The following is a 19,281-nucleotide window of genomic DNA, read 5'->3' as shown; positions in this document are numbered from 1 at the left end:
TGTCAATGGCCAGTTGGGATTCCCCAGTGGCGGCCAGTTAGTGGGGAGGTATCTGGCCGCGCATGGTCACCGAGCGTCGCCTACCTACCGCGTCGTAGTCTGTCTGCGTTTGATCTGGTCGCCGCGTTGGCCGCTGTCGCCCGGCTGCTCAACCGTCGTGCCGTCGGCACTGGGCTCGTTCGCCGCTGACACCTGCGATCAGCGCTCGGGAAATCGATTGGCCGGTAGGGCCCGGCCCTGTCAAGATCGTGATCTTGTGAGCAGTCGCCCCGTCATTTCCGAGGTTCTGGCCGGGCCGGTGCCCGTCCCCGACATCGTCACAGCGCTCGCCGGTGACGCCGCCATCACCCCCGTGTGGCGCAACGAGCTCGGCGGCCTGACCTTCCGCCTGGACGGGGGCGACAGCGCCAGATACGTCAAGTGGGTCGCTGCCGGGACCCCCGAGATCGACCTGCCCGGCGAAGCCGAGCGCCTGGCCTGGGCGCAGCGCTGGGCGCGCGTCCCACCGGTCCTCGACCACGGCATCGATGCCGAGGGCGCGTGGCTGATCACCGCAGCCGTCCCCGGCCGGTCGGCGGTGGAGCCCCGATGGAAGGCCGAGCCTGCTGCTGCGGCGGCCGCGATCGGCCGCGGACTGCGCCTGCTCCACGACACCCTGCCGGCGGACCGGTGCCCGTTCGACTGGAGCGTCGAGCGGCGGCTCGTACGCGCCGACGAGCGCATCGCCGACGGCGAGGGCCCGGCCGACTGGTCCCCCGAGCACCAGCACCTCGGGCTGGCCGAGGCCAGGGCTCGGCTCGGTGAACCGCCCGCGATCGACCGTCTCGTGGTCTGCCATGGAGACGCCTGCACCCCGAATACCCTGCTGCACGACGACGGCACCTTCGCCGCGCACGTCGACCTGGGTTCGCTCGGGGTGGCCGACCGGTGGGCCGATCTGGCGGTCGCGACGTGGAGCCTCGACTGGGACTACGGTCTCGGCTTCGACGGCATCCTGTACGACACGTACGGGATCGCCCCCGACCCGGAACGCATCGCCTACTACCGCTTGCTCTACGACTTGGCGTGACCCGCTCGCACCCAGGGCGGACAGTTCGGCCGAGGTAGTCAGCCAGGTGGTCCAGAGCTGTGACGTCGTGGGCGTACGGGCCGGGGCAAGGCGGCCGAGCCGCCCGCGGTGCTGGGCAGGCCGCTGCAGAGCTGGACACCGGGCGGCTGGGACACAGGCCGGTGGCAGATGGGTCTTGTTCACGGCGGGCGCGGAGGTGGTCCCGGTATGGGTCGACCATGCAGGCCCGATACTTGGGAACCCGCTGAATTCGGTCCGGGGTGGCGGCGCGGGCGTATCGCTTGACCGTGTTCGGTGCCGTCCTCGGCGTCGTGTATCAGGGCGCTGTGGCGGCGCTGGTGGAGTGTCCAGCCGTCCAGGTCCTCGATGTCGTCGGGTGAGGCGAGAGGGTTGGCCAGCAGCCGGGTGTTTTCCTCGAAGATCTCTTCGGCGCGGCGGCAGGAAAGCCGGGCCCGGCCGGTCTCCGGGCACACGTCCAACGTCGGTGTTCCGGCCGGGGCCTTGCGGTCGGTGAGGAACAGCGGGCCGCGGGTGCGGCGGGCGATGAGTCGGGGCAGGAGCTGGGCGGTGCCGGACTGCCAGTGAATCCACGGCGACGGCGGAAGCGAATCTGTGAACGACTAAATCAGGATCACTGGGCGTGCACAGGACTTCGGACATCCGTGCAGTCCACTTCGGACACCGACAGACGCAGGTCGCGGTGATCACGGTAGCGGGTCCGCCGCAGTAAATCCGGCATCTACTGCGGATGATGCACTGCGCCGCCGGGGGCTTTGCGGCGGGGGCCCAGCGAATCTGCTCACGTTTCGGAAGGTTGGCGCTGGTGCGGGTCGGCAGCCTCGGCTCGATCGAGTTGCTCCAGGGCCCAATGGGCCCACCGCTGCTGCGCCTGATACTGGTGGACCCCGTACTCGATGGCCAGCCGGCCGAACCGCAAACGACCACGAGGATGGGACTCGGTATCGGCGGCATCGGCGAGAACGCGTAGTTCGGCCGCCACCTGGTCGGCTTCTTCGAGGTGGCGGAGCACCAATTCGCGCGCCTGCGGGATGTCCAGTACGGACAGCAGGGACATGCGCAGCACGTGTTCGTCACGGACGGCCCGGGGCCTGGGTGAAGACAGCAGCCAGACGTGCAGCTCCGCGCGGCCCGCGTCGGTGATCGCGTAGGTACGGCGTCCGCGCGCGCCTTCCTCGGTGACGGCGATCAAACCGCTGTGGGCGAGGCGCTTCAGCTCTGGATAAATGTGGCTCTGCCGGGCGGTCCATGCGTATTTCTGCAGCGAGCGTTCGAAGCGCGCGGTCAGGTCGTAGCCGCTGGCAGGCCCATCTTCCAGCAGGCCGAGAAGGGCGTGACGCAGGGACATCGTGTCCATCCTCCGAAGACAGGTACCAATTGACAGGTCCAATTGTAGGTGTCAGAGTGAGTGAGGGCCAGAGGTCGACTAGACATGACCTGCGCTGCCGGGAGAGGGATGGGGCAATGAACGACGTTGATGTACTGATTGCGGGGGCCGGGCCGACCGGATTGACTCTGGCCTGTGACCTGGCCCGCAGGGGAATCGGATGCCGAGTGATCGAACAGGCCCCCGGTCCCACGGAGGGTTCGCGGGGATTCACCCTCAAGCCGCGCAGCCTGGAGGTCTTTGACGACCTCGGCATCACCGGCCGCATCGTCGCGGCTGCTGACATCCAGTCAAGGACCCGCTTTCACCTCGGTACTCCGTTGCTGTTCGACATGCGGGTACCACCCGCGCCGCCCACTCCCTCTCGCCCCTACCCGAACTCTGTGGCGCTGCCCCAGTGGCGAACCGAGTCGATCCTGCGCGATCGACTGGCCGAGCTGGGCGGAAAGGTGGAGTTCGACCGCTGTCTGACCGGCTTCACGGCCGATGGCGAAGGCGTGACCGCCACCGTCAAGAACACGGACGGAGCCGGGACGGAGCCCGTCCGGGCCAGCTACCTGATTGGGGCCGACGGCGGACGCAGTCAGGTGCGCCGCACACTTGCTCTGTCGTTCTCCGGGTCCACCGACGAGGACACCAGAGCACTCATCGCCGACGTGCGCATCGACGGGCTGCCCGACCGCGACGCAGTACATCTGTGGATGGCGACCAGCGGCCACATCCTTGTCGCCCGCCCCACCCCGCACGCCGAAACCTGGCAAGTCGTGGCCTCGCTCCAGCAGGACCCCAGCGGCCAGTGGCCGCAGCCGTCGCTCGAGACGCTCCAGCGCGCGGTTATCGAGCGGACCGGGCGCCGCGACATCCGTCTGGCGGACCCGACCTGGTTGTCGGTGTGGCGCTACAACCTGCGCATGGTCGACACCTACCGGGCCGGACGCGTGCTGCTGGCCGGTGATGCCGCCCACGTGCACAGCCCATTCGGTGCGCACGGCATGAACACCGGCATCCAGGATGCCTACAACCTCGCGTGGAAACTCGCTCTGGTCCTTCAAGGCGTCTGCGCTGAAAGCTTGCTGGACACCTATGAGGACGAACGGTTGCCGGTTGCCCGCGCAGTGCTGGCCGACAGCGACCGGCGATTCTCAGCGGTTACCCCACCCCGGGCCGTCCGTCCGGTGGTGCGGTTCGCCATCAAGTCGTTCCTCGCCCGGCAGCAACGCCGCGACCGCAACGACCACCCCACCTACCGAACCGGCCCGCTGACCACCCACCTCGCCGGTCGGCGCAGCTCTCTGCGCGCTGGTGATGTCGCCCCCGACGGCCCTGTGCAGACCGTCGACGCTGCGGCACGGCTATTCGACATCCTCCGCGGCCCCCAGTTCACCCTCCTCGCCTTCGGCGCCAGGCCCGCCCCAGAGATCTACCAGGCGATCAGCGGACTCGAAGACCACTTGCACGCCTACACCGTTGTCCCGGCGCTGGACTACGGCACGGCTGCCGGTCCGACAGTGCTGGTCGACCGGACGCGCCGTCTCTTCCGTGTCTATGGTGCACGCGAAGGCACGCTTGTGGTCATCCGTCCCGACGGCTATATCGGGCTGATCGCCCATCGCCCGACCGCCTCCACTCTTCGCGCCTACCTTCATCGGATGGGCATCCAGCTCCCGCATGCGGAAGGTGATGCCGCTCTGTGAAACGGCGCAAGACCAGGACCTCACCGGCGTCACCACCAAGACCGTCCTCGGCGGCTCCTACCTTGTCGGCCTCGCCCTGGCCTTCCGCCTCATGGTCGCGGCCCGGCGCTACTCGCCCCCACCCGCGCCTGACACCGCAGCACGAGACAAGCGGCGCCCAAGCCATAAGAGGTGGCTTCGGGCGCCGCTTCGGCTGCTCGGGCACTACCCACACGACGAAAGATTCTGGGCCGGACGGTCAAGCAGCCTGGCCGAGGCCGGCGGCGGTCAGATCCTGCTCGCGCAGCGGGGTGAAGCCGACGCCGAGCTCGCGCGTGGAGTACTCGCCGAACCGGTTGATGTGCTCGGTCAGGTACGGCGAGATGTGCGCCAGGTCCTCCGGGGTCGATCTCCCATCCCTCCTCCAGTAGCTGCCGCACGATCTCCGCGATGTCCAGGGCGTTATGGAAGATCACCGCGTTCGTCAGCAGCGCGTTGAACTTCATCGCCTTCTCCGGCATTGGTAGCAGCAGTACAGCGATTAGCGTTGACGCGCCTTTAGGCCGACTCGTCTGCGTCGTGGCGTGATGGGGACTTGTCTGCGTCCTGCGTCTTCTCGATCTTCCGGGCCGCGGCCTGTTCCTTCAGCCACTCGCGGTAAGAGGCCTGGTTCTCCTCGTACATCTCATTCTGGATTTCCTCAGCCCTGGCCTGTGCACGCTCGAGCGAATCCAGATCCTTCGACGCTTCCCAGGCCTCGTCACGCAGGTACCGCCCCAAGGCGTCCAGGCCGGACCTGCAGGCGCGAGAGACGATCCGCGGCGCGGACCCGGCGTTGCTGTAGCGCTCCATGATCCAGGCGTCACCGATGATCGAGTGCACGAGCTCTACGTCTTTCCTGGTGCGGGCTTCGGCGATGTAGGGGATCGCCTCTGCGAGCAAGTCGTAGCGCTTCCCGATCTCGTTGCCTTCAGCATCAGGTGCCAGGAGATCGCCGTCGGCCGCCTCCTGGTTGTGGCGATGCAGGAATCGGAGAGCAGAGATGGCTCCGCCAATCTTGTCCCTGCCGTGCTCGGTGAGCGCCTTCGTTCGCTCGAATTGGTGCTGAGCCTTCAGCTCCTTCTGGGATCGGCGCCCACCGAGCCAGCCGCCGAAGCCAGCGGTGATCATCGCGCCAATGATCGTTGCGGTTGGGGGGAACCACTCCGGGGCCACGTTTGTGCTCCCGCTCTGTTACGCGTGAAATGAAGGTGTCGAGTTGTCCGATTCTGCTGGATACAAGACGGCATAGCGAGCCCAATCGGATCCAGCGTGTTCGGCGCGCACATCGCGGTCGACGGGCTGATGCCGAGTGCGTTGGCAAGAACTTGGGGTGGCGCCTCGCGGACGAGCTGTTGCCAGCTGGTGTTCCGGATGATCCGATGCGGGAAGTCCAGGCCCCTCTGTCGTGCGCGGGCTTGTGGAGGAGGACCGGTGACCTCACGCCCGCCTGCAGTGAACGCCGCCATTGAGCATGTCCCGTGTCGGTCACACCCTCAGCCAGAACGGCGCCCCGGCGCCGTCAAAGTGTCACACGGGTTCGTCCGAATCGGGGCGAACGAGTCCGCTTCACAGCTCGGTGTCGCCGAGTGGGAATTGTGCTGTGTCCCATTGTCGGCGTAGTGAGAGCAGGGCGCTCCGGTTGATCACGGTGACTTCGGTGTTGCCGCCTTCCGAATTCCGGTCGATCATTCCTTGTGATTCGAGGAAGGTGAGCGATCTGCGGAGTCGATAGGTGGCGTAGGAGCCCTTCTGCTTACTTGTTGCGGCCTTCGCGGCGTCTGATTCCAGCAGGTCCGGGGTTCGTTGGTTCCACAGTTCGACAAGCTGGCTGCGGTCGCAGGTCCGTTGGGCGTTGTCGGTGATTTCGAGGAGCAGGTCGGCGACGTCGACATTTTCGCCGGTCACGTGTGAGCCTTGATACTGGATGGAGCTGTTCTTGAGGTGCCGGGCGGTTGTTCGGCGGCCTCGTTCGGCGGCCACCGCGTCTACGAGTCGATGGCCGGCGTCGTCGGCGGTGGGCCAGGGGAGCAGCCGCAGGCGAGCCCAGAGGGCGGTGTCGACGAGGGACTCTTCTCCGGCGTGTGCCTGGCGGTGGTCGTCGACGGCGATCGCGAGGGCCAGCAGCGCGGACGGCAACGATTCCGCGACGCTGTCGTGGTGGACTGGGCGGACGCGATCGGCGGCCAGGTCAAGGTATTGGTGCAAGACGGTGTTGAACCGGCTCGCGCGGTTACGCCAGGTCGTGAACTGGCGATAGTGATCGGCGTACTCGGCAGCGGTGATGAGCCCGGCGTGGCGCTGGTGTCTGGTCAAATCAGGTTGGTCGAACTACGACTGGGTCTTCTGACACCTCTGCGAGGTCGGACCGTGGGCGGGCACGGCAAGGCGTACGTGCCCGCCCATTGTTATGTCCGTCAGCTATGGAGCGGAGAGGCGGCTGCACGCCGTCTCCGATTGGGCTCCGTTGCCGACGTAGAGCCCGACACGGCCCGATACAGCCTGGCACTCGGATGGACCGCAAGACCCACGCTGACCTGCACAGATGGTCGAAGTTTGACCCTTTGCGGCACTGGCCGACCTTGCGGCGGAGGGGACTTGTAAACAGAAGGTCAGGGGTTCGAGCCCCCTTGGCGGCTCAAGATCAACATAACTGCTGGCCGCCGATATGGCGCGTTACGCGCGTTTGGTTTGGCGTCATTGGACCCCATTTCGTCTCCGTTTTCACAGTCGTGCTGATTTGGGTTGAGCCGGTTCCTTTGGTAGGGCCATCTGATGCGAGGACCTCCTCGGCCTCATGGCGCCCTCAGCAATGGCTTCACCCCCGCCGGAGGTTTCGTCGACAGTGGCCTCGGCGCCTTGAAGTCTGGCGAGATTCGGTCGTCACACTCCAGGCACGAGGAACCCGGTTTCGGATATGTGCCGACGCCACACTTTTCTGATCCTGGAGGTGTGCCATGTGCCCTGTCAACGATCTGGACCAGCTGCAACGCGCCGAAACAGGCCGTCCGGTCATGGGCTGGTGTGTCGGGTGAACGACATAGCTCTGCGCCATACCCGGGCGATGGGAAGAATGGTGATATTCACCAGAGACAAACGGTTTATACGTTTCTAGTCTCTCCACACATCCCTGATTCCTGATCGCCTCAATGTGGAGGTTGCGTCATGTCGGATCGTTCTTCTTTGTCCATAATTCGTGGGCCTGTCGCGGTGATCATGGCTTTGTTCGCCGTGCTGGCGGCCGTCGCGATCGTCCTTGTCGCCACGCCGCGCCAGGCGGCCGCGGCCAGTCTGCGCGAGGTCACGGGCTTCGGTTCCAACCCGGGGAATCTGCAGATGTTCCGCTACGTGCCGGACAACCTGCCGTCCGGCCGCCCGGTCGTGCTCGCGATGCACGGCTGCACGCAAAACGCCTCGGGCTACGCCTCGGGCACCGGCTGGATGCAACTGGCCGACCGGCACCGGTTCACCGTCGTGTTCCCGCAGCAGCGATCGGTGAACAACGCCAACTCCTGCTTCACCTGGTTCGAGCCGGGCGACACCCGCCGCGGCTCCGGCGAGGCCCTGTCGATCAAGCAGATGGTGGACAAGGCCAAACAGGACAACGGCGCCACGTCCGCCTATGTCAGCGGGCTGTCCGCGGGCGGCGCGATGACCGCGGTCATGCTCGCCACCTACCCCGATGTCTTCGCCGGCGGCGGCGTGATCGCGGGCTTGCCCTTTGGCTGCGCCACCTCGGTGGCCACCGCCTACAGCTGCATGAGCCCCGGCGTGAACCGGTCTCCCGCCGAATGGGGCAACGCGGTCCGCGGGGCGTTCACCTACTCCGAACCCCGTCCGAAGGTCTCGATCTGGCATGGCACCTCTGACGCCACGGTGCGCCCGATGAACGCCAACGAACTGGTCGAGCAGTTCACCAACGCCAACGGCACCGACCAGACGCCGGAGGTGCGTGACACGGTCGCCGGCTACCCGCACCGCGTCTACGGCGACACCGTCGAGCAGTACGAGATCACCGGCATGGGACACGGCCACCCGGTCGACCCCGGCAGCGGCGCCGCGCAGTGCGGCACCGCCGAGGCCTACATCCTCGACGTCAACATCTGCTCGGCCAACTACCTGGTCAAGTTCTGGGATATCGACGGCACCGAGCCCACACCAACCGCAACGACGACCCCGACCGGGCCGACCAGCAGCCCGACCACCACCCGCCCGCCCTACACCGACACCGCGACCGGCACACCGACCGACCACTACACCGCCAGGCGGGTTGACGTCACCGAGTACAACATCTTGGGCGCGCGACACGGCTACACCACCACGATCACCCTCTACCAGTGCGGGAACGACTGGACCGACAAACCCGACTGTTCCCCCATCTGATCCCGTTATCCCGGTAGGCGGCCCGGGGCAGGTCGCGTAACCCACCCGAGCCAGCCGGCGTCGGGAGACCCAGCTGTCCCCTTCACCGCGCTCTGGTGAAGGGGACGGCGCGGTACGGCAATGGCGTGCACGCGTGCGCGACTCCCGGCTGGTCGTCGCGGTCCGGAACGGAGACATCGCTGCTTATGGCGAGTTCTATGAGCGGCATGTGGGGCCTGCTCGGAATCTGGCCCGTCAGCTTGTTCGTTCGAGCATTGAGGCTGACGATGTGGTGGCCGAGGTGTTCAGCAGGGTTCTCGAGTAATTCGTTCTGGCCGAGGTCCGCTTTTCGTCCGTACCTGCTCACCGCGCTGTGAACCACGCCTATACGAAGTCGCGTAGAGATCGGAGCCGTTGAGGGCTGCTCGACGGCTCAGGTAAAGGGGCCTTCGGTGACGAACCGGCGCAGACCGCGGGCGAACGTCTGGGCTTCGCCTGGCGGCCAGGTGGTGAGGCTTGCGGTGATGTGAGCGGCCAGACGGCGGCGTAGCTCGTCCACCACGCGTGCACCGGGCTCGGTGAGGACCAGCAGGGTCGCTCGCCGGTCGAAGGGGTCGGGTTCGCGGCAGAGCAGCCCGGCCTGTTCCAGTCTGGAGGCGTGGCGGGTGACGCCGGAGCGATCGAGACCCACCTCTGAGGCCAGGTCGGCTGCGCTTCGGGGGCCTATCCTGGCCACCGCGCTCAAGACTGGGTAGGTCAGTTCGTCCAGCGCTTCATCCACGTCGGCGGTCAGCGTCTTGTACAGCTGGATCCGCGTAGCGCGCCTGAGCAACACACCCAGCGAGTCGGCGATCTCGCCTCCTGCCTCGTTCTGCATCTCTGCAGAATACCGTGCGCCGCGCACGCATCGTGTGTTAGTTTCCCTGTAGTGCGTGCGTGGCGCACGCATATCGACTGTAGCTGTGAAAGGATCTCGATGAACCGGACCGGTATCCGTGCCGCCCTCACCGACCTGTTGTTCACCCGCGATCTCGACCTGTGCGAGGCCACCAACCGGCACTTCACCCCCGGCTACCGCCAACGCACCGACGGTGAGTGGGCTGACCGCGAGGGGTTTGTCGAGCACATCGCCCACCTGCGCACGATCGTGACCGCGGGGTCTATCGAGGTCCATGACGAGCTGTACGACGGCGCCCACTACGCCGATCGCCACACCGTCGAGGTCACCAAGACGGACGGATCGACCGTACGCACGGAGGTCTACGTTTTCGGCGAGTTCGCGCCCGACGGGCGCTTCAGCCGTATCGAGGAAACTACGCTCATGCTCCATGGCTCCGATGCGGACCGGAACATCGGTCGCGCCCGCTGAGGTTCGGTGCACGCCGGTCATCTACTCGGCGGCCTCGACGTGTGCCGGGTGCTACGGCGGGAGTCGGACGTCCCGGTGCTGATGGTGACCGCGAGGTCCACCGGCGAGGACAAGCTGATCGGCTTCGACCTCGGCGCCGACGACTACCTTACCAAGCCGTACGACCCGCGGGAGTTGATGGCGAGGGTGCGGTCGCTGCTTCGCCGTGCGCAGCCGGCCACGGAGCCTGCCGTGCTGCCGATCCGCGTCGGCGATCTCGTGCTCGACCCCGTTCGGCACGAGGTGCGGGCGGGTGGACTGCACGCCGGTGGAGTTCCGGATCTTGGCTACGTTGGCGTCCAGCCCCGAGCGGGTGTTCAGCCGTGCGCAGCTGCTCGAACAGACGTACGGAGTGGACGGTTTCATCACCGCGCGGACCGTGGACGTGCACGTGATGAACCTGCGCAAAAAGATCGAGGCCAATCCGCGCAAGCCGACCTAACCTGCTGACCGTGTACGGCGTCGGATACAAGATGACCGATGGCCGCTGGTTCCCCGTGGCGGCACAGCCTGAAGATCCGGCTGCTCGGCGGCACGATCCTGGTGGCGATCTGCTCGATCACCGCGACCGCCTGGCTGTCCGTGCAGGGCACGGCCGGGTCCATCCAGCAGGAGCGCGGCCAAGAGCTGGCCACCGACGCCCACATCTACGACACGCTGCTCGGCTATGCCGCAACCCAGCCGAACCGGGACGCGGCGGGGCCCGTGCTCGCCGCCCGGACCGACCCGCTACCCGTCATCGGCGCGAAGATCGGTTCCGGCACTTTCCTCGACCAGGCCACCGGTTCCTTCCCCGCCGCCGTGCTCGGCGACAAGGCCGCCACCAGGCTGGGAATCACCGAACTCCGGCCGGGCGAGCCGAAACCCCAGGTGTGGCTAGGCGACCAGTGGTTCGTCGTAGTCGGCATCCTGGACGCGATCCCGCTCGCACCGGACGTGGAACGCGCCGTGCTCGTCGGATGGGACGCGGCACGCACCCGGTTGGGCTTCGACGGTCATCCCACGGTGGTGTGAATCGCCCCGGGTTTGATGGCGGCTCCTCGTGTGAGTAATCATGGCCCGGAGGACGAAGTTCTCGCCTGGCTGTCATGGCACAAGAGGAAAGACGTCGAGATCGCCGACGCGGCATGGACTGAGTGGTACAACGACCGGCGTCTACACGAGGCTTGTGGCTACCGGCCACCGACCGGGTTCGAGACCCTGTACGAGCCAGGCGGCCTGGTCAGTCTGGTCGCCTGATTCCAACAACGAGTTCAACCGAACCTGGGGCGGTTCAGTTCGGTGTGGATTCGGTGGAGGTTATCCAGGTGGCGATCCGGGTGCGGTTGCTCACGCCGAACTTGGTCATGATGTTCTGCACGTGTGTTTCCACCGTGCGAACGGAGATGACCAGTTTCGCGGCGATGTCCCGGTTGGACAGTCCTGCGCCGACGAGAAAGGCGATCTCACGTTCGCGGATGGTGAGCGATTCGCCCGGTAAGCCCAAGTCTGCGGGTGCCACGCTCTTTCCGAACGCGTAGGCCATCGCCGTGTCTTCGGGCAGGACCGCGCCGGCGGCACGGGCCCGGTCGAAGCGGGCTTCGCCAAGGGCGTCGCGGGCCTTGTTCAGATGGTCGAAATGCGGCACGGCAAGGGATCCTGCCGCCTCGGCGGAGGACCCGACGAGGTGCCAGAGCCTGGCGGCGACACCGAAGAGGATCGCCGACCGCAGGTGTTCGCTCTGCCGTGCGGCCAGCCACGCCAGAATCTCGATGTGGTGGGCGGCGCCGAAACGGTTGCCGATTCGCAGAGAGGCCCGCAGACCCGAGTGCGAGGCTTCCATGGAGACTGTGGCGTCGCCATAGAGCGCCTCGACGCACGAGCAGGCGTACTCAGCCATACTGAGGTAGTACGCTTCGCCCGCCGCCTTGGTCAGCGTGAGCATTCGTCCCGCAACCTCGCGCGCCCGGTCCAGGTCTCCGAGTACGGAGATGCTTACGGCGAGGATGAACAAGGGATGGAATTCGCGGCGAAGATCTCCTTGGGCTCGGAAGGCCGCTGCGGTGCCGGCCGACAACGTGACCGCCGACTCGAAGTCGCGCTGCAACATCGCACCCAGCGCGCGTACATGCTTGACGAAGGTCTGTGCTGGTTCAGCTGAGGTCGCTATCAGCAGTGTGTCCGCCTCGGCCAGCAGTGTCTCGGCGTTCTCGACGTCGAACTGCCATAACGCGTGCAGCGCGCAGACTCCCAGACCCATCGGGCGATCAGGATGGCCGGCAGGTGTCTTGGCGAGCGCTCGCTCGAGCCACGTGCGGGCTTCGGCGAGCGATCCGCGTAGCGTCCAGTACTCGTCGAGCCGGGTGGCGATCCGCAACGCGGACAAGGCCTCACCTGGTTGCCGCAGCGCCCAGTCCAATGCGGCCCGCAGATTCGCGTGCTCTCGATTCAGTCTGCTCACCCAGCCGTCCTGTGCGGCGCTGACCCATTCCGCTTCGGCCGTCGCGGTCAGCCGGTCGTACCACTGACAGTGGCGCCGCATCGTCTCGGTCAGTTCACCGGACCCGGCGAGCAACTCGTGACCGTACTCGCGCAGCGTCTCCAGCAGCCGGTACCGCACGACGTCACCGTGTTCCTCGCGCAGGAGCACGGATTTGCCCAGCAAGCCGTCGATCAGATCAAGCACGTTCAGAGCGTCAGTCCCCGCGCAGACGAACTCGGCCGCAGCGAGCTCGAAACTGCCGGCGAAGACCGAGACCTGCCGCCAGACCGCCTGCTCCGACGGCGAGCACAGCCGATAGCTCCAGTCGATGGTGGCGCGCAGGGTGTGTTGTCGCTCCGGTGCGGTGCGCGGGCCAGTGGTGAGCACCGGCAGGCCTCGGTCCAGCCGATCGGCGATCTGCCGCGGTGACAGTGCGCGTACCCGCGCCGCGGCCAGTTCGATGGCGAGCGGTAGACCGTCCAGCCGCCGGCACAGAAGCGCCACGTCGGCGAGTGTGTCGTCGTCGACCAGGAGAGTGGGCACCACCGCCCGCGCCCTGTCCAAGAACAACTGGACCGAGGGGAAGTCCGCAAGCGCGTCGGATCCGGCCTCAGGAGGGACGGAAAGCGGCGGTATCGGCAGTACCCGCTCACCCGGGACGTCGAGGGACTGCCTGCCGGTGGCCAGCACGACGACGCCCGGACAGGTGTGCAGGACGGCCTCGACTACGTCGGCGCACGCGCTGACCACGTGCTCGCAGTTGTCCAGCACGAGCAGAAGCGCCTGATTCCGCAGGTGGGCGAGCACAGTGTCGAGGGTGGTCTCGCCGGGCCGGTCGTGCAGGCCGAGGCGGTCGGCGATGAGATTGGTGATCAAAGCGGGGTCGCGCAGTTCGGCCAGACCGACGAACACCGCGCCGCCCGTGTAGTCCGGTGCGGTCTGCCGCATCACCGTGATCGCCAACCGGGTTTTGCCGACTCCTCCCGGTCCGGTCAGGGTGGTCAGCCGTCCGGTCTCGATGAGCCCGCGTACCTCGGCACCTTCGGCTTCACGCCCGAAGTAGCTGGTTGAACGGCCTTGACCGGTGTCGTCGGCGCGGCGAGCGAGCCAGTACATGCGGCCGAATCGTACGGTACCGTGAAGCAGACGACAGGTCCGTGACCGGATAGTCGACGCCACACGCGACCTGGCGTTTTCTGCTGGAGAGGACAAACCCGCTCGTGGCGCCGCGCTGTGTCAACGCTGGGGTTGCCGACGCGGGGCCGTGCCCCGATCGGGGACGGGGGCATGGATGGCTTCTCTGATCAGCCGTGTGCCGTCGGCGGGGGTGATGTACCGGGCTGTGACCAGCCTGGCGGTGCTGGCAGCGACCTGGCGGACGTAGTGGTCATGGGTGGGGTAGAGCTGGGCGAGGGTAGCGGCGGGCAGCGGGGTGACATGTCCGGCGATGGCGCAGAAGGAGGGGCCGGTGGATGTTCCCGACCACGTGGCGGTGGGCACGTCGAGGTAAGGGGAGCGCAGGCCGCCCATGACGTTGCCGAATCGGTCGGTGGCCGGTGTTCCGTTGTGGACGGTGATGGGGGCGGCGCGAGGCGGGATGGCTTTCCCCGTGACCCAGTGGTCGAGGTTGCGTAGCGCGGCGTCGAAGAAGATCTGGCTGGGGAAGGGACTGCGGGGCCCCTGGTCACAGCCGGGGGCCGGCACTTGCCGTCCGGCTTTGACGATGTCGGCGGGTTTGGCGGATGCGTGCAGTTCGTCGGGGGTGGCGTGGCCGGCGCCTGCCATCTCGTAACCGCGGTAGTGGTCGCCGGGCATGTCGCTGTCGGGGCGACGGGAGTCGATTCCCATCAGGTAGTCCGATTGGGACATCAGATGCAGGATCGGTGTTCCAGCGTGGTCGAACTGCCTGCGGGGGTCACCGATGGGTGGTGCGGGGTCGCATTGGTTCATCGGCGCGGCACCCACGAAGGAGCCTCCTGCGACCGCGACGAGGTAGCCGTCGTAGAGCGGGCGTCCGGTCGCGCGGACCACGAGGGGCTGGATGCCGTTGACGTAGTTGTAGAGGTAGCCGCCGGTTTGCGAGTAGCCGAACCCGTATAGCCGTTGGACCGGCGGGTTGTGACGTTCTCCGTACCGCAGAGGATTGTCGGTCCGGTTGCCGCGTAGGAGAGCGCCGACTTGGCTGTAGATGTCCCACGCCAGGCCGTTCTCGGTCACTCGGGAGCTGTCACCGGGAATGAGTGTGAGCGGGTTGGCGCAATTGGCCGGATCGGTGACCGGTAGCGGGTTGGCCAGGGAGAGCGGCGCGTAACGCACAGGATCGAAGTTCTGGAGCGCGGCGACGGACACGGGTTTGATGGTGATCCCGACCCAGGCGTCGCCGTCGGCAATGAGCTGACGGCGCAGCATCGCCCAGCCGATGTTGAGGTCGAAGAGGTTGGAAGGATTGAGCATCTCGACGACGACCTTGCCGCTGAATCGCTTGCCTGTCGCGGGTTTCCGCACCAGCAGCCGCGTGGTGTAGGGAGCGTTCGAGGTGCGGACGGCGGCCGGAGCACCCGCTGGCCAGGTGTAGACGTTCGCCCGGCCGCTGAGGAAGTACTCGGCCTCGGTGTATCCGCTGGCGGCGAGGTTTTCCGGCACGGCCTGGTGGGCTGCGGCGCCGAAGGCGTGGGACCGGCTGTTCTGGGCGATCGGGCCGGTCACCCTGGGCAGGACACCGCCCGGGGTGGCTGCGGCGGGAACGGCGATCAGGCCGGCCAGGACTGGTGCCAGGAGGCCGGCTGCGATGCCGCGGCGGAGTGCGGATTCAGTGCGCATTGAATTCCTTGGGCTGTTGTGGACGGTGTCGTCGGGGGGCGGCTCCGATGGCGACTTGCCGGGTGCGACCTGTGGCGGCAGAGAGGTCAGTCGTCTTCGTCGACCCAGTCAAGGCTGCGGCGGACGGCTTTGCGCCATTTGCGGTAGCGGCGTTCTCGGAGCTGCTCGTCGAGGTGGGGGTGCCATTCGGCGGCTTTGTGCCAGTTGCTTCTGAGGACCGCGAGGTCGGCCCAGTAGCCGACCGCGAGGCCGGCGGCGTAGGCGGCACCGAGGCAGGTGTTCTCAGCGACGGTCGGCCTGCTGACCGGTATGCCGAGGGTGTCGGCCAGGAGTTGCATGAGCAGGTTGTCGGCGGTCATGCCGCCGTCGACGCGTAATTCGGTGAGGGTGGTGCCTGTATCGGCGCGCATGGCGTCGACGACCTCGCGGGTTTGCCAGGCGGTCGCCTCCAGGGCGGCACGGGCCAGATGGCCGGGTTTGACGTAGCTGGTGAGGCCGGTGATCACGCCGCGGGCGGTGGTGTTCCAGTGCGGGGCGAACAGGCCGGAGAAGGCGGGGACGATGTAGCAGCCGCCGTTGTCGGCGACGGTTGCGGCGAGGGTTTCGATTTCGGCGGCGGTGTGGATGAGGCCGAGGGTGTCGCGGAACCATTGGACCAGTCCGCCCGTGACCGCGATCGACCCTTCCAACGCGTAGGACGCGGGGTGGCCATCGAGCTGGAACGCCACTGTGGTCAGGAGTCCATGCGCCGATCGCACCGGTTCGTTGCCGGTATTGAGCAGGAGGAAGCTGCCGGTGCCGTACGTGCTTTTGACATCTCCGCGGGAGAACGCGGTCTGGCCGAACAGGGCGGCGTGCTGGTCGCCGAGTGCGGCCGCGACGGGCACGCCCTCGAGGACACCGGTGGCGACGCCGTAGGGATGTGACGACGGCCGGATGGCGGGAAGCATGGCTCGGGGGATCCCGAATTCACGCAGAATGCTCTCATCCCAGTCAAGCGTGGTGAGATTCATCAGCATGGTGCGGCTGGCGTTGGTGACGTCGGTGACGTGTAGTCCGCCGGTGAGGTTCCAGATCAGCCAGCTGTCCATGGTGCCGAACAGCACGTCACCCTGTTCGGCACGCGCGGCGAGACCCGGGATGTTGGCCAGTAGCCACGCCAGTTTCGGTCCGGAGAAATACGTTGTCAGCGGGAGACCTGATCTTTCGCGGAAACGGTCCATATCGGACTCCGCCGCGAGGGCCTCGATCGTGGTCGAGGTTCTGGTGTCTTGCCAGGACACGGCGTTGTGCACCGGGAGCCCGGTGGCTCGGTCCCACACCACGGTTGTTTCGCGCTGGTTGGTGACACCGACAGCGGCGAGCGAGGGAGCCGTTATCCCCGCATAGGCCAATGCCTCTTTGACGCTCTGTTCCACACAGGTCCAGATCTCCCGCGGGTCGAACTCCACCCAACCCGGCTGGGGGAAGATCTGGCGGTGCTCCCGGCGCGCGAGGGAGACGATACCGCCGCGGCGATCGAAGATCATGCAGCGGCTTGAGGTCGTGCCCTGGTCGATGGCCGCGACATACCGACCGCGTCGGTCGGCTCGGACGGGGATCATGGCTCCTCGCAGAGGTTTTGCCCGGACAGAGAGAGCCATCAGTCTTCAGGCCCCGCGGGGGTATCGGATATCCGGAAGGCTACGGAGATCGCCACGTACGTAGTGGACGTTGGTGGCTACCCGCCCCCTGATCGGCGGGCAGCCACCCATGAGGAGTCTGTGGGTCAGGACATCGGGCAGGTCGCCCGGAATTCGCTGACACCATTGCCGGTGGTGGCGGGGCACAGGAACTGGGTGTAGCGGGTGTCGTTGTCGATGAACCGCTTCATCCAGGCCTCGGTGAACTTGCCGATCACCGGGTGCTCCCTGGTGAAGGTGCCGTGATCGGCGCCGGTGACGTTGATCAGACCGCGCTCACGAGCGCTGGTCATGCTGTTGTACATGGGGCGGGCATGCTGCGTGATGCCGGCGACGTTGTCGGCGGTGCCGGCGAGAAGCAGGGTGGGTGTGGTGATCGACTCCCACGTCTTGTCCTGGTTGTAGGGGGCCAGTGGGACGCCGGCCTTGATGGTCTTGCGGACCGATTCCGCGTAAAGGGTGCCGCCACCGCCCATGGAATGCCCCATGACGCCGAGCCGGGTGCTGTCGAGGCGCTGCCGGACCTGGGTCGGGGAATTCCGGGTGAGGTAGTCCAGCGCGGCGAGCAACTGATTGCCGCGGGAGGTGGGCTGGTCCTGGGTGTTGATCGTCGCCATGGTCATGACCACGAAGCCGCGCGACGCCAGGTGCGGTCCCAGCCACGCGATCGCGCTCTCGGGCGAGGTGTACCCCGGGACGACGGCGATGCCACCGTACGTGCCTTGACTGGTGTCGGTCGGGTAGTAAATCGTCCCGCCTCCGAACCCGGTCACCTGTGAACGCGCGATCGTCACCGAGGCCACGGCGAACGTGCCTCGCGGGGCACGAACCGATTCCTCGGTCGGTGCGGGGCCGCGTTCATAGGCGTTCGCGGCCACCGAGGCGGCGAGTTGCGGCGCTGATGTCGCACCGTGGGCGGTACCGCCGATCACGGCACAGGCCAGAACCGCCGACAGGACGGCAGCGCTCCTCCGGGTCATGAGCTGAATTCGCATGAAGTTTCTCCTCGTTGAGTCACCTGACTGCGCAAACCCGGGCTTCCGACTCGCATCCTCATACCCGGCGGGTGGCAAGAATCTGCCACAGCGGACCTTTGCCGCCAAGAAACCTCGTTCGACAATGTCGAACGTTCTCGGATCGGTTGCGGTTCGCTCTCGATCGTAGGCCGAGTCAATCGGTTTCGGAGGAAACCCTTGTTCGGCATTGTCGAACTGCGTATGTTTACGGCGGCTCGCGTCCCAGTGCGAGCGGACATCGGGAAATGAGGACATCACATGGTTCAGCGACGAACTGTGCTAGGCGCTGCGACGGCCGCGACGGCCGCGACCCTCTTCGGCAACGCGAGTGCCGATGCCACCGGCGGAGCGAAGGGGGAGACCGTCGCCCTCCGGATGCGGAGCCGGATCCTGGGTGCGGACGTGCCGTATTCGCTCTATACGCCGCCTGGCTACCGTCGCGGCGGGGCCCGGAGCTACCCAGTCCTGTACCTGTTGCATGGTCTCACCGGGGATCACGCCGAATGGGTGCGGCTCGGCCGGGTACGCGCGATCGTCGACGCGGCGATCGCGGCCAGACGACTACCACCGACCCTGGTCGTGATGCCCGACGCGCGCCGCGACACGACCAGACCCTCCACCGATCAGTTCGTGACCTACTACATGGACGACGCCGACGGCGCGTTCCGCTACGCCGCCATGTTCCTCGACGAGTTCATTCCTTACGTGGAGAGCGCCCACGGCGCAGGGGGCAGTGCGGCGCGTCGTGGGATTTGCGGCCAGTCCATGGGCGGCTTCGGCGCCCTGTCGTTCGCGCTGCGGAGACCGGGCCTGTTCGCCGCGGCGTTCGGCTTCAGCGTCGGGCACCGCACCGCCGAAGAGATGAAGGCCTTGCCCGTCGCCGAGTACAACTGGCGCTTCGCGCGTGCCTGGGGCGCGGATCTGCAGGGCCGTGCCCGGCTCACCAACCCGCTCTACCGGCAGTGGAACCTGCTCGACACCATCACCCGGTCGGCGACCGCGGACCTGTCCCGCACCGCCTGGTTCCTCGATTGCGGCTCGTACGACCAGTTCTTCCTCGGCAACGTCGAGCTGCACACTGCCCTGACCCGCAAATCCGTGCCCCATCACTTCATCGCACGCGAAGGCGCCCACGAGTGGGCCTACTGGACCAGCGGACTGCCCGCGGCACTGGACTTCATGGCCGCGTCGTGGAACGGACGCGCACAATGACACGCTCGGAGGCAAAGGTGCCTACACCGCCCGATGCGGCGCCGCGTCGCCGAGACAAGATGCATTACCTGTACCTGGCTGTGATCGCGGCGGTGGTCCTCGGCGTCATCGTCGGGTTCGCCGCGCCGGGTCTC

General features: G+C 66.8%; 17 protein-coding genes and 1 pseudogene. 10 read left to right on the top strand and 8 right to left on the bottom strand.

The features are described 5' to 3' along the window. Nucleotides 1-256: 256 nt before the first annotated feature. A complete protein-coding gene (locus tag ACM6LR_RS04610) occupies nucleotides 257-1,069 on the top strand; it encodes an aminoglycoside 3'-phosphotransferase (protein WP_414942012.1) in 813 nt (270 codons plus the stop codon). Nucleotides 1,070-1,868: 799 nt separating this feature from the next. Here the strand turns inward: ACM6LR_RS04610 and ACM6LR_RS04605 are convergent. Next, complete coding sequence (locus tag ACM6LR_RS04605; protein WP_414943246.1) at nucleotides 1,869-2,435, bottom strand: PadR family transcriptional regulator; 567 nt, start codon at nucleotides 2,433-2,435, stop codon at nucleotides 1,869-1,871. 116 nt (nucleotides 2,436-2,551) lie between these two features. Here ACM6LR_RS04605 and ACM6LR_RS04600 point away from each other — a divergent pair, with 116 nt between their 5' ends. Then, nucleotides 2,552-4,168: an FAD-dependent monooxygenase gene (locus ACM6LR_RS04600; protein ID WP_414943245.1), complete on the top strand. Its 1,617-nt coding sequence runs from the start codon at nucleotides 2,552-2,554 to the stop codon at nucleotides 4,166-4,168. A 537-nt stretch (nucleotides 4,169-4,705) separates the two neighbouring features. Here the strand turns inward: ACM6LR_RS04600 and ACM6LR_RS04595 are convergent. Next, nucleotides 4,706-5,317, bottom strand: coding sequence for a hypothetical protein (locus ACM6LR_RS04595; RefSeq protein WP_414943244.1), 612 nt, complete (start codon nucleotides 5,315-5,317; stop codon nucleotides 4,706-4,708). 438 nt (nucleotides 5,318-5,755) lie between these two features. Continuing rightward, nucleotides 5,756-6,502: a hypothetical protein gene (locus tag ACM6LR_RS04590; protein WP_414943243.1), complete on the bottom strand. Its 747-nt coding sequence runs from the start codon at nucleotides 6,500-6,502 to the stop codon at nucleotides 5,756-5,758. An 849-nt stretch (nucleotides 6,503-7,351) separates the two neighbouring features. Here ACM6LR_RS04590 and ACM6LR_RS04585 point away from each other — a divergent pair. Beyond that, nucleotides 7,352-8,569, top strand: coding sequence for an alpha/beta hydrolase family esterase (locus tag ACM6LR_RS04585; RefSeq protein WP_414943242.1), 1,218 nt, complete (start codon nucleotides 7,352-7,354; stop codon nucleotides 8,567-8,569). A 133-nt stretch (nucleotides 8,570-8,702) separates the two neighbouring features. Continuing rightward, nucleotides 8,703-8,873, top strand: a complete 171-nt coding sequence (locus tag ACM6LR_RS04580) for an RNA polymerase sigma factor (protein WP_414943241.1) — start codon at nucleotides 8,703-8,705, stop codon at nucleotides 8,871-8,873. Between the two features lie 108 nt (nucleotides 8,874-8,981). Here the strand turns inward: ACM6LR_RS04580 and ACM6LR_RS04575 are convergent, their stop codons facing one another. Beyond that, on the bottom strand, nucleotides 8,982-9,425 hold the full coding sequence (locus tag ACM6LR_RS04575; protein ID WP_414943240.1) for a MarR family winged helix-turn-helix transcriptional regulator: 444 nt from the start codon (nucleotides 9,423-9,425) through the stop codon (nucleotides 8,982-8,984). A gap of 99 nt (nucleotides 9,426-9,524) precedes the next feature. Here ACM6LR_RS04575 and ACM6LR_RS04570 point away from each other — a divergent pair, with 99 nt between their 5' ends. The 5 genes and pseudogenes from ACM6LR_RS04570 to ACM6LR_RS04550 all read left to right on the top strand — a co-directional run bounded on the left by ACM6LR_RS04570 (nucleotide 9,525) and on the right by ACM6LR_RS04550 (nucleotide 11,195). Next, the gene (locus ACM6LR_RS04570; protein WP_414942020.1) at nucleotides 9,525-9,917 is read left to right on the top strand and encodes a nuclear transport factor 2 family protein; all 393 of its coding nucleotides are present in this window, start codon (nucleotides 9,525-9,527) and stop codon (nucleotides 9,915-9,917) included. Between the two features lie 81 nt (nucleotides 9,918-9,998). Then, nucleotides 9,999-10,049, top strand: a pseudogene (locus tag ACM6LR_RS04565) (hypothetical protein); the annotation flags it as partial. A 160-nt stretch (nucleotides 10,050-10,209) separates the two neighbouring features. Then, entirely contained in the window at nucleotides 10,210-10,398 is a 189-nt protein-coding gene (locus tag ACM6LR_RS04560; protein ID WP_414942021.1) for a winged helix-turn-helix domain-containing protein, read from the top strand. Nucleotides 10,399-10,436: 38 nt separating this feature from the next. Next, nucleotides 10,437-10,970 (top strand): ABC transporter permease, encoded by a 534-nt coding sequence (locus tag ACM6LR_RS04555; RefSeq protein WP_414943239.1) that lies wholly within the window; start codon nucleotides 10,437-10,439, stop codon nucleotides 10,968-10,970. A 30-nt stretch (nucleotides 10,971-11,000) separates the two neighbouring features. Further along, complete coding sequence (locus ACM6LR_RS04550) at nucleotides 11,001-11,195, top strand: integrase core domain-containing protein (protein WP_414942024.1); 195 nt, start codon at nucleotides 11,001-11,003, stop codon at nucleotides 11,193-11,195. Between the two features lie 34 nt (nucleotides 11,196-11,229). Here the strand turns inward: ACM6LR_RS04550 and ACM6LR_RS04545 are convergent, their stop codons facing one another. From ACM6LR_RS04545 to ACM6LR_RS04530, 4 genes are all read right to left on the bottom strand, one after another. Beyond that, complete coding sequence (locus ACM6LR_RS04545; RefSeq protein ID WP_414943238.1) at nucleotides 11,230-13,533, bottom strand: helix-turn-helix transcriptional regulator; 2,304 nt, start codon at nucleotides 13,531-13,533, stop codon at nucleotides 11,230-11,232. Between the two features lie 120 nt (nucleotides 13,534-13,653). Continuing rightward, nucleotides 13,654-15,237: an alpha/beta hydrolase domain-containing protein gene (locus tag ACM6LR_RS04540; protein WP_414943237.1), complete on the bottom strand. Its 1,584-nt coding sequence runs from the start codon at nucleotides 15,235-15,237 to the stop codon at nucleotides 13,654-13,656. 86 nt (nucleotides 15,238-15,323) lie between these two features. Then, nucleotides 15,324-16,841: a glycerol kinase GlpK gene (gene glpK, locus ACM6LR_RS04535; protein ID WP_414943236.1), complete on the bottom strand. Its 1,518-nt coding sequence runs from the start codon at nucleotides 16,839-16,841 to the stop codon at nucleotides 15,324-15,326. 164 nt (nucleotides 16,842-17,005) lie between these two features. Beyond that, nucleotides 17,006-17,914, bottom strand: coding sequence for an alpha/beta hydrolase family protein (locus tag ACM6LR_RS04530; protein ID WP_414942028.1), 909 nt, complete (start codon nucleotides 17,912-17,914; stop codon nucleotides 17,006-17,008). Nucleotides 17,915-18,193: 279 nt separating this feature from the next. Between ACM6LR_RS04530 and ACM6LR_RS04525 the strand changes: the two genes are divergently transcribed. Next, on the top strand, nucleotides 18,194-19,147 hold the full coding sequence (locus ACM6LR_RS04525) for an alpha/beta hydrolase (protein ID WP_414942030.1): 954 nt from the start codon (nucleotides 18,194-18,196) through the stop codon (nucleotides 19,145-19,147). Nucleotides 19,148-19,281: the final 134 nt, after the last annotated feature.

Origin of the sequence: Amycolatopsis sp. cmx-11-32 (genome assembly GCF_047608695.1) — a bacterium.
Taxonomy (GTDB): domain Bacteria; phylum Actinomycetota; class Actinomycetes; order Mycobacteriales; family Pseudonocardiaceae; genus Amycolatopsis.
The sequence above is the reverse complement of the archived record's forward strand: the minus strand, read 5'-3'. Positions and strand labels throughout refer to the sequence as shown.

What these genes read in the sequence shown, in the direction of transcription:
- ACM6LR_RS04605 (WP_414943246.1), bottom strand. Translation starts at nt 2,435, where the DNA reads ATGTCCCTGCGTCACGCCCTTCTCGGCCTGCTGGAAGATGGGCCTGCC.
- ACM6LR_RS04600 (WP_414943245.1), top strand. Translation starts at nt 2,552, where the DNA reads ATGAACGACGTTGATGTACTGATTGCGGGGGCCGGGCCGACCGGATTG.
- glpK (WP_414943236.1), bottom strand. Translation starts at nt 16,841, where the DNA reads ATGATCCCCGTCCGAGCCGACCGACGCGGTCGGTATGTCGCGGCCATC.
- ACM6LR_RS04540 (WP_414943237.1), bottom strand. Translation starts at nt 15,237, where the DNA reads ATGCGCACTGAATCCGCACTCCGCCGCGGCATCGCAGCCGGCCTCCTG.
- ACM6LR_RS04575 (WP_414943240.1), bottom strand. Translation starts at nt 9,425, where the DNA reads ATGCAGAACGAGGCAGGAGGCGAGATCGCCGACTCGCTGGGTGTGTTG.
- ACM6LR_RS04555 (WP_414943239.1), top strand. Translation starts at nt 10,437, where the DNA reads ATGGCCGCTGGTTCCCCGTGGCGGCACAGCCTGAAGATCCGGCTGCTC.
- ACM6LR_RS04545 (WP_414943238.1), bottom strand. Translation starts at nt 13,533, where the DNA reads ATGTACTGGCTCGCTCGCCGCGCCGACGACACCGGTCAAGGCCGTTCA.
- ACM6LR_RS04530 (WP_414942028.1), bottom strand. Translation starts at nt 17,914, where the DNA reads ATGCGAATTCAGCTCATGACCCGGAGGAGCGCTGCCGTCCTGTCGGCG.
- ACM6LR_RS04585 (WP_414943242.1), top strand. Translation starts at nt 7,352, where the DNA reads ATGTCGGATCGTTCTTCTTTGTCCATAATTCGTGGGCCTGTCGCGGTG.
- ACM6LR_RS04595 (WP_414943244.1), bottom strand. Translation starts at nt 5,317, where the DNA reads ATGATCACCGCTGGCTTCGGCGGCTGGCTCGGTGGGCGCCGATCCCAG.
- ACM6LR_RS04525 (WP_414942030.1), top strand. Translation starts at nt 18,194, where the DNA reads ATGGTTCAGCGACGAACTGTGCTAGGCGCTGCGACGGCCGCGACGGCC.
- ACM6LR_RS04570 (WP_414942020.1), top strand. Translation starts at nt 9,525, where the DNA reads ATGAACCGGACCGGTATCCGTGCCGCCCTCACCGACCTGTTGTTCACC.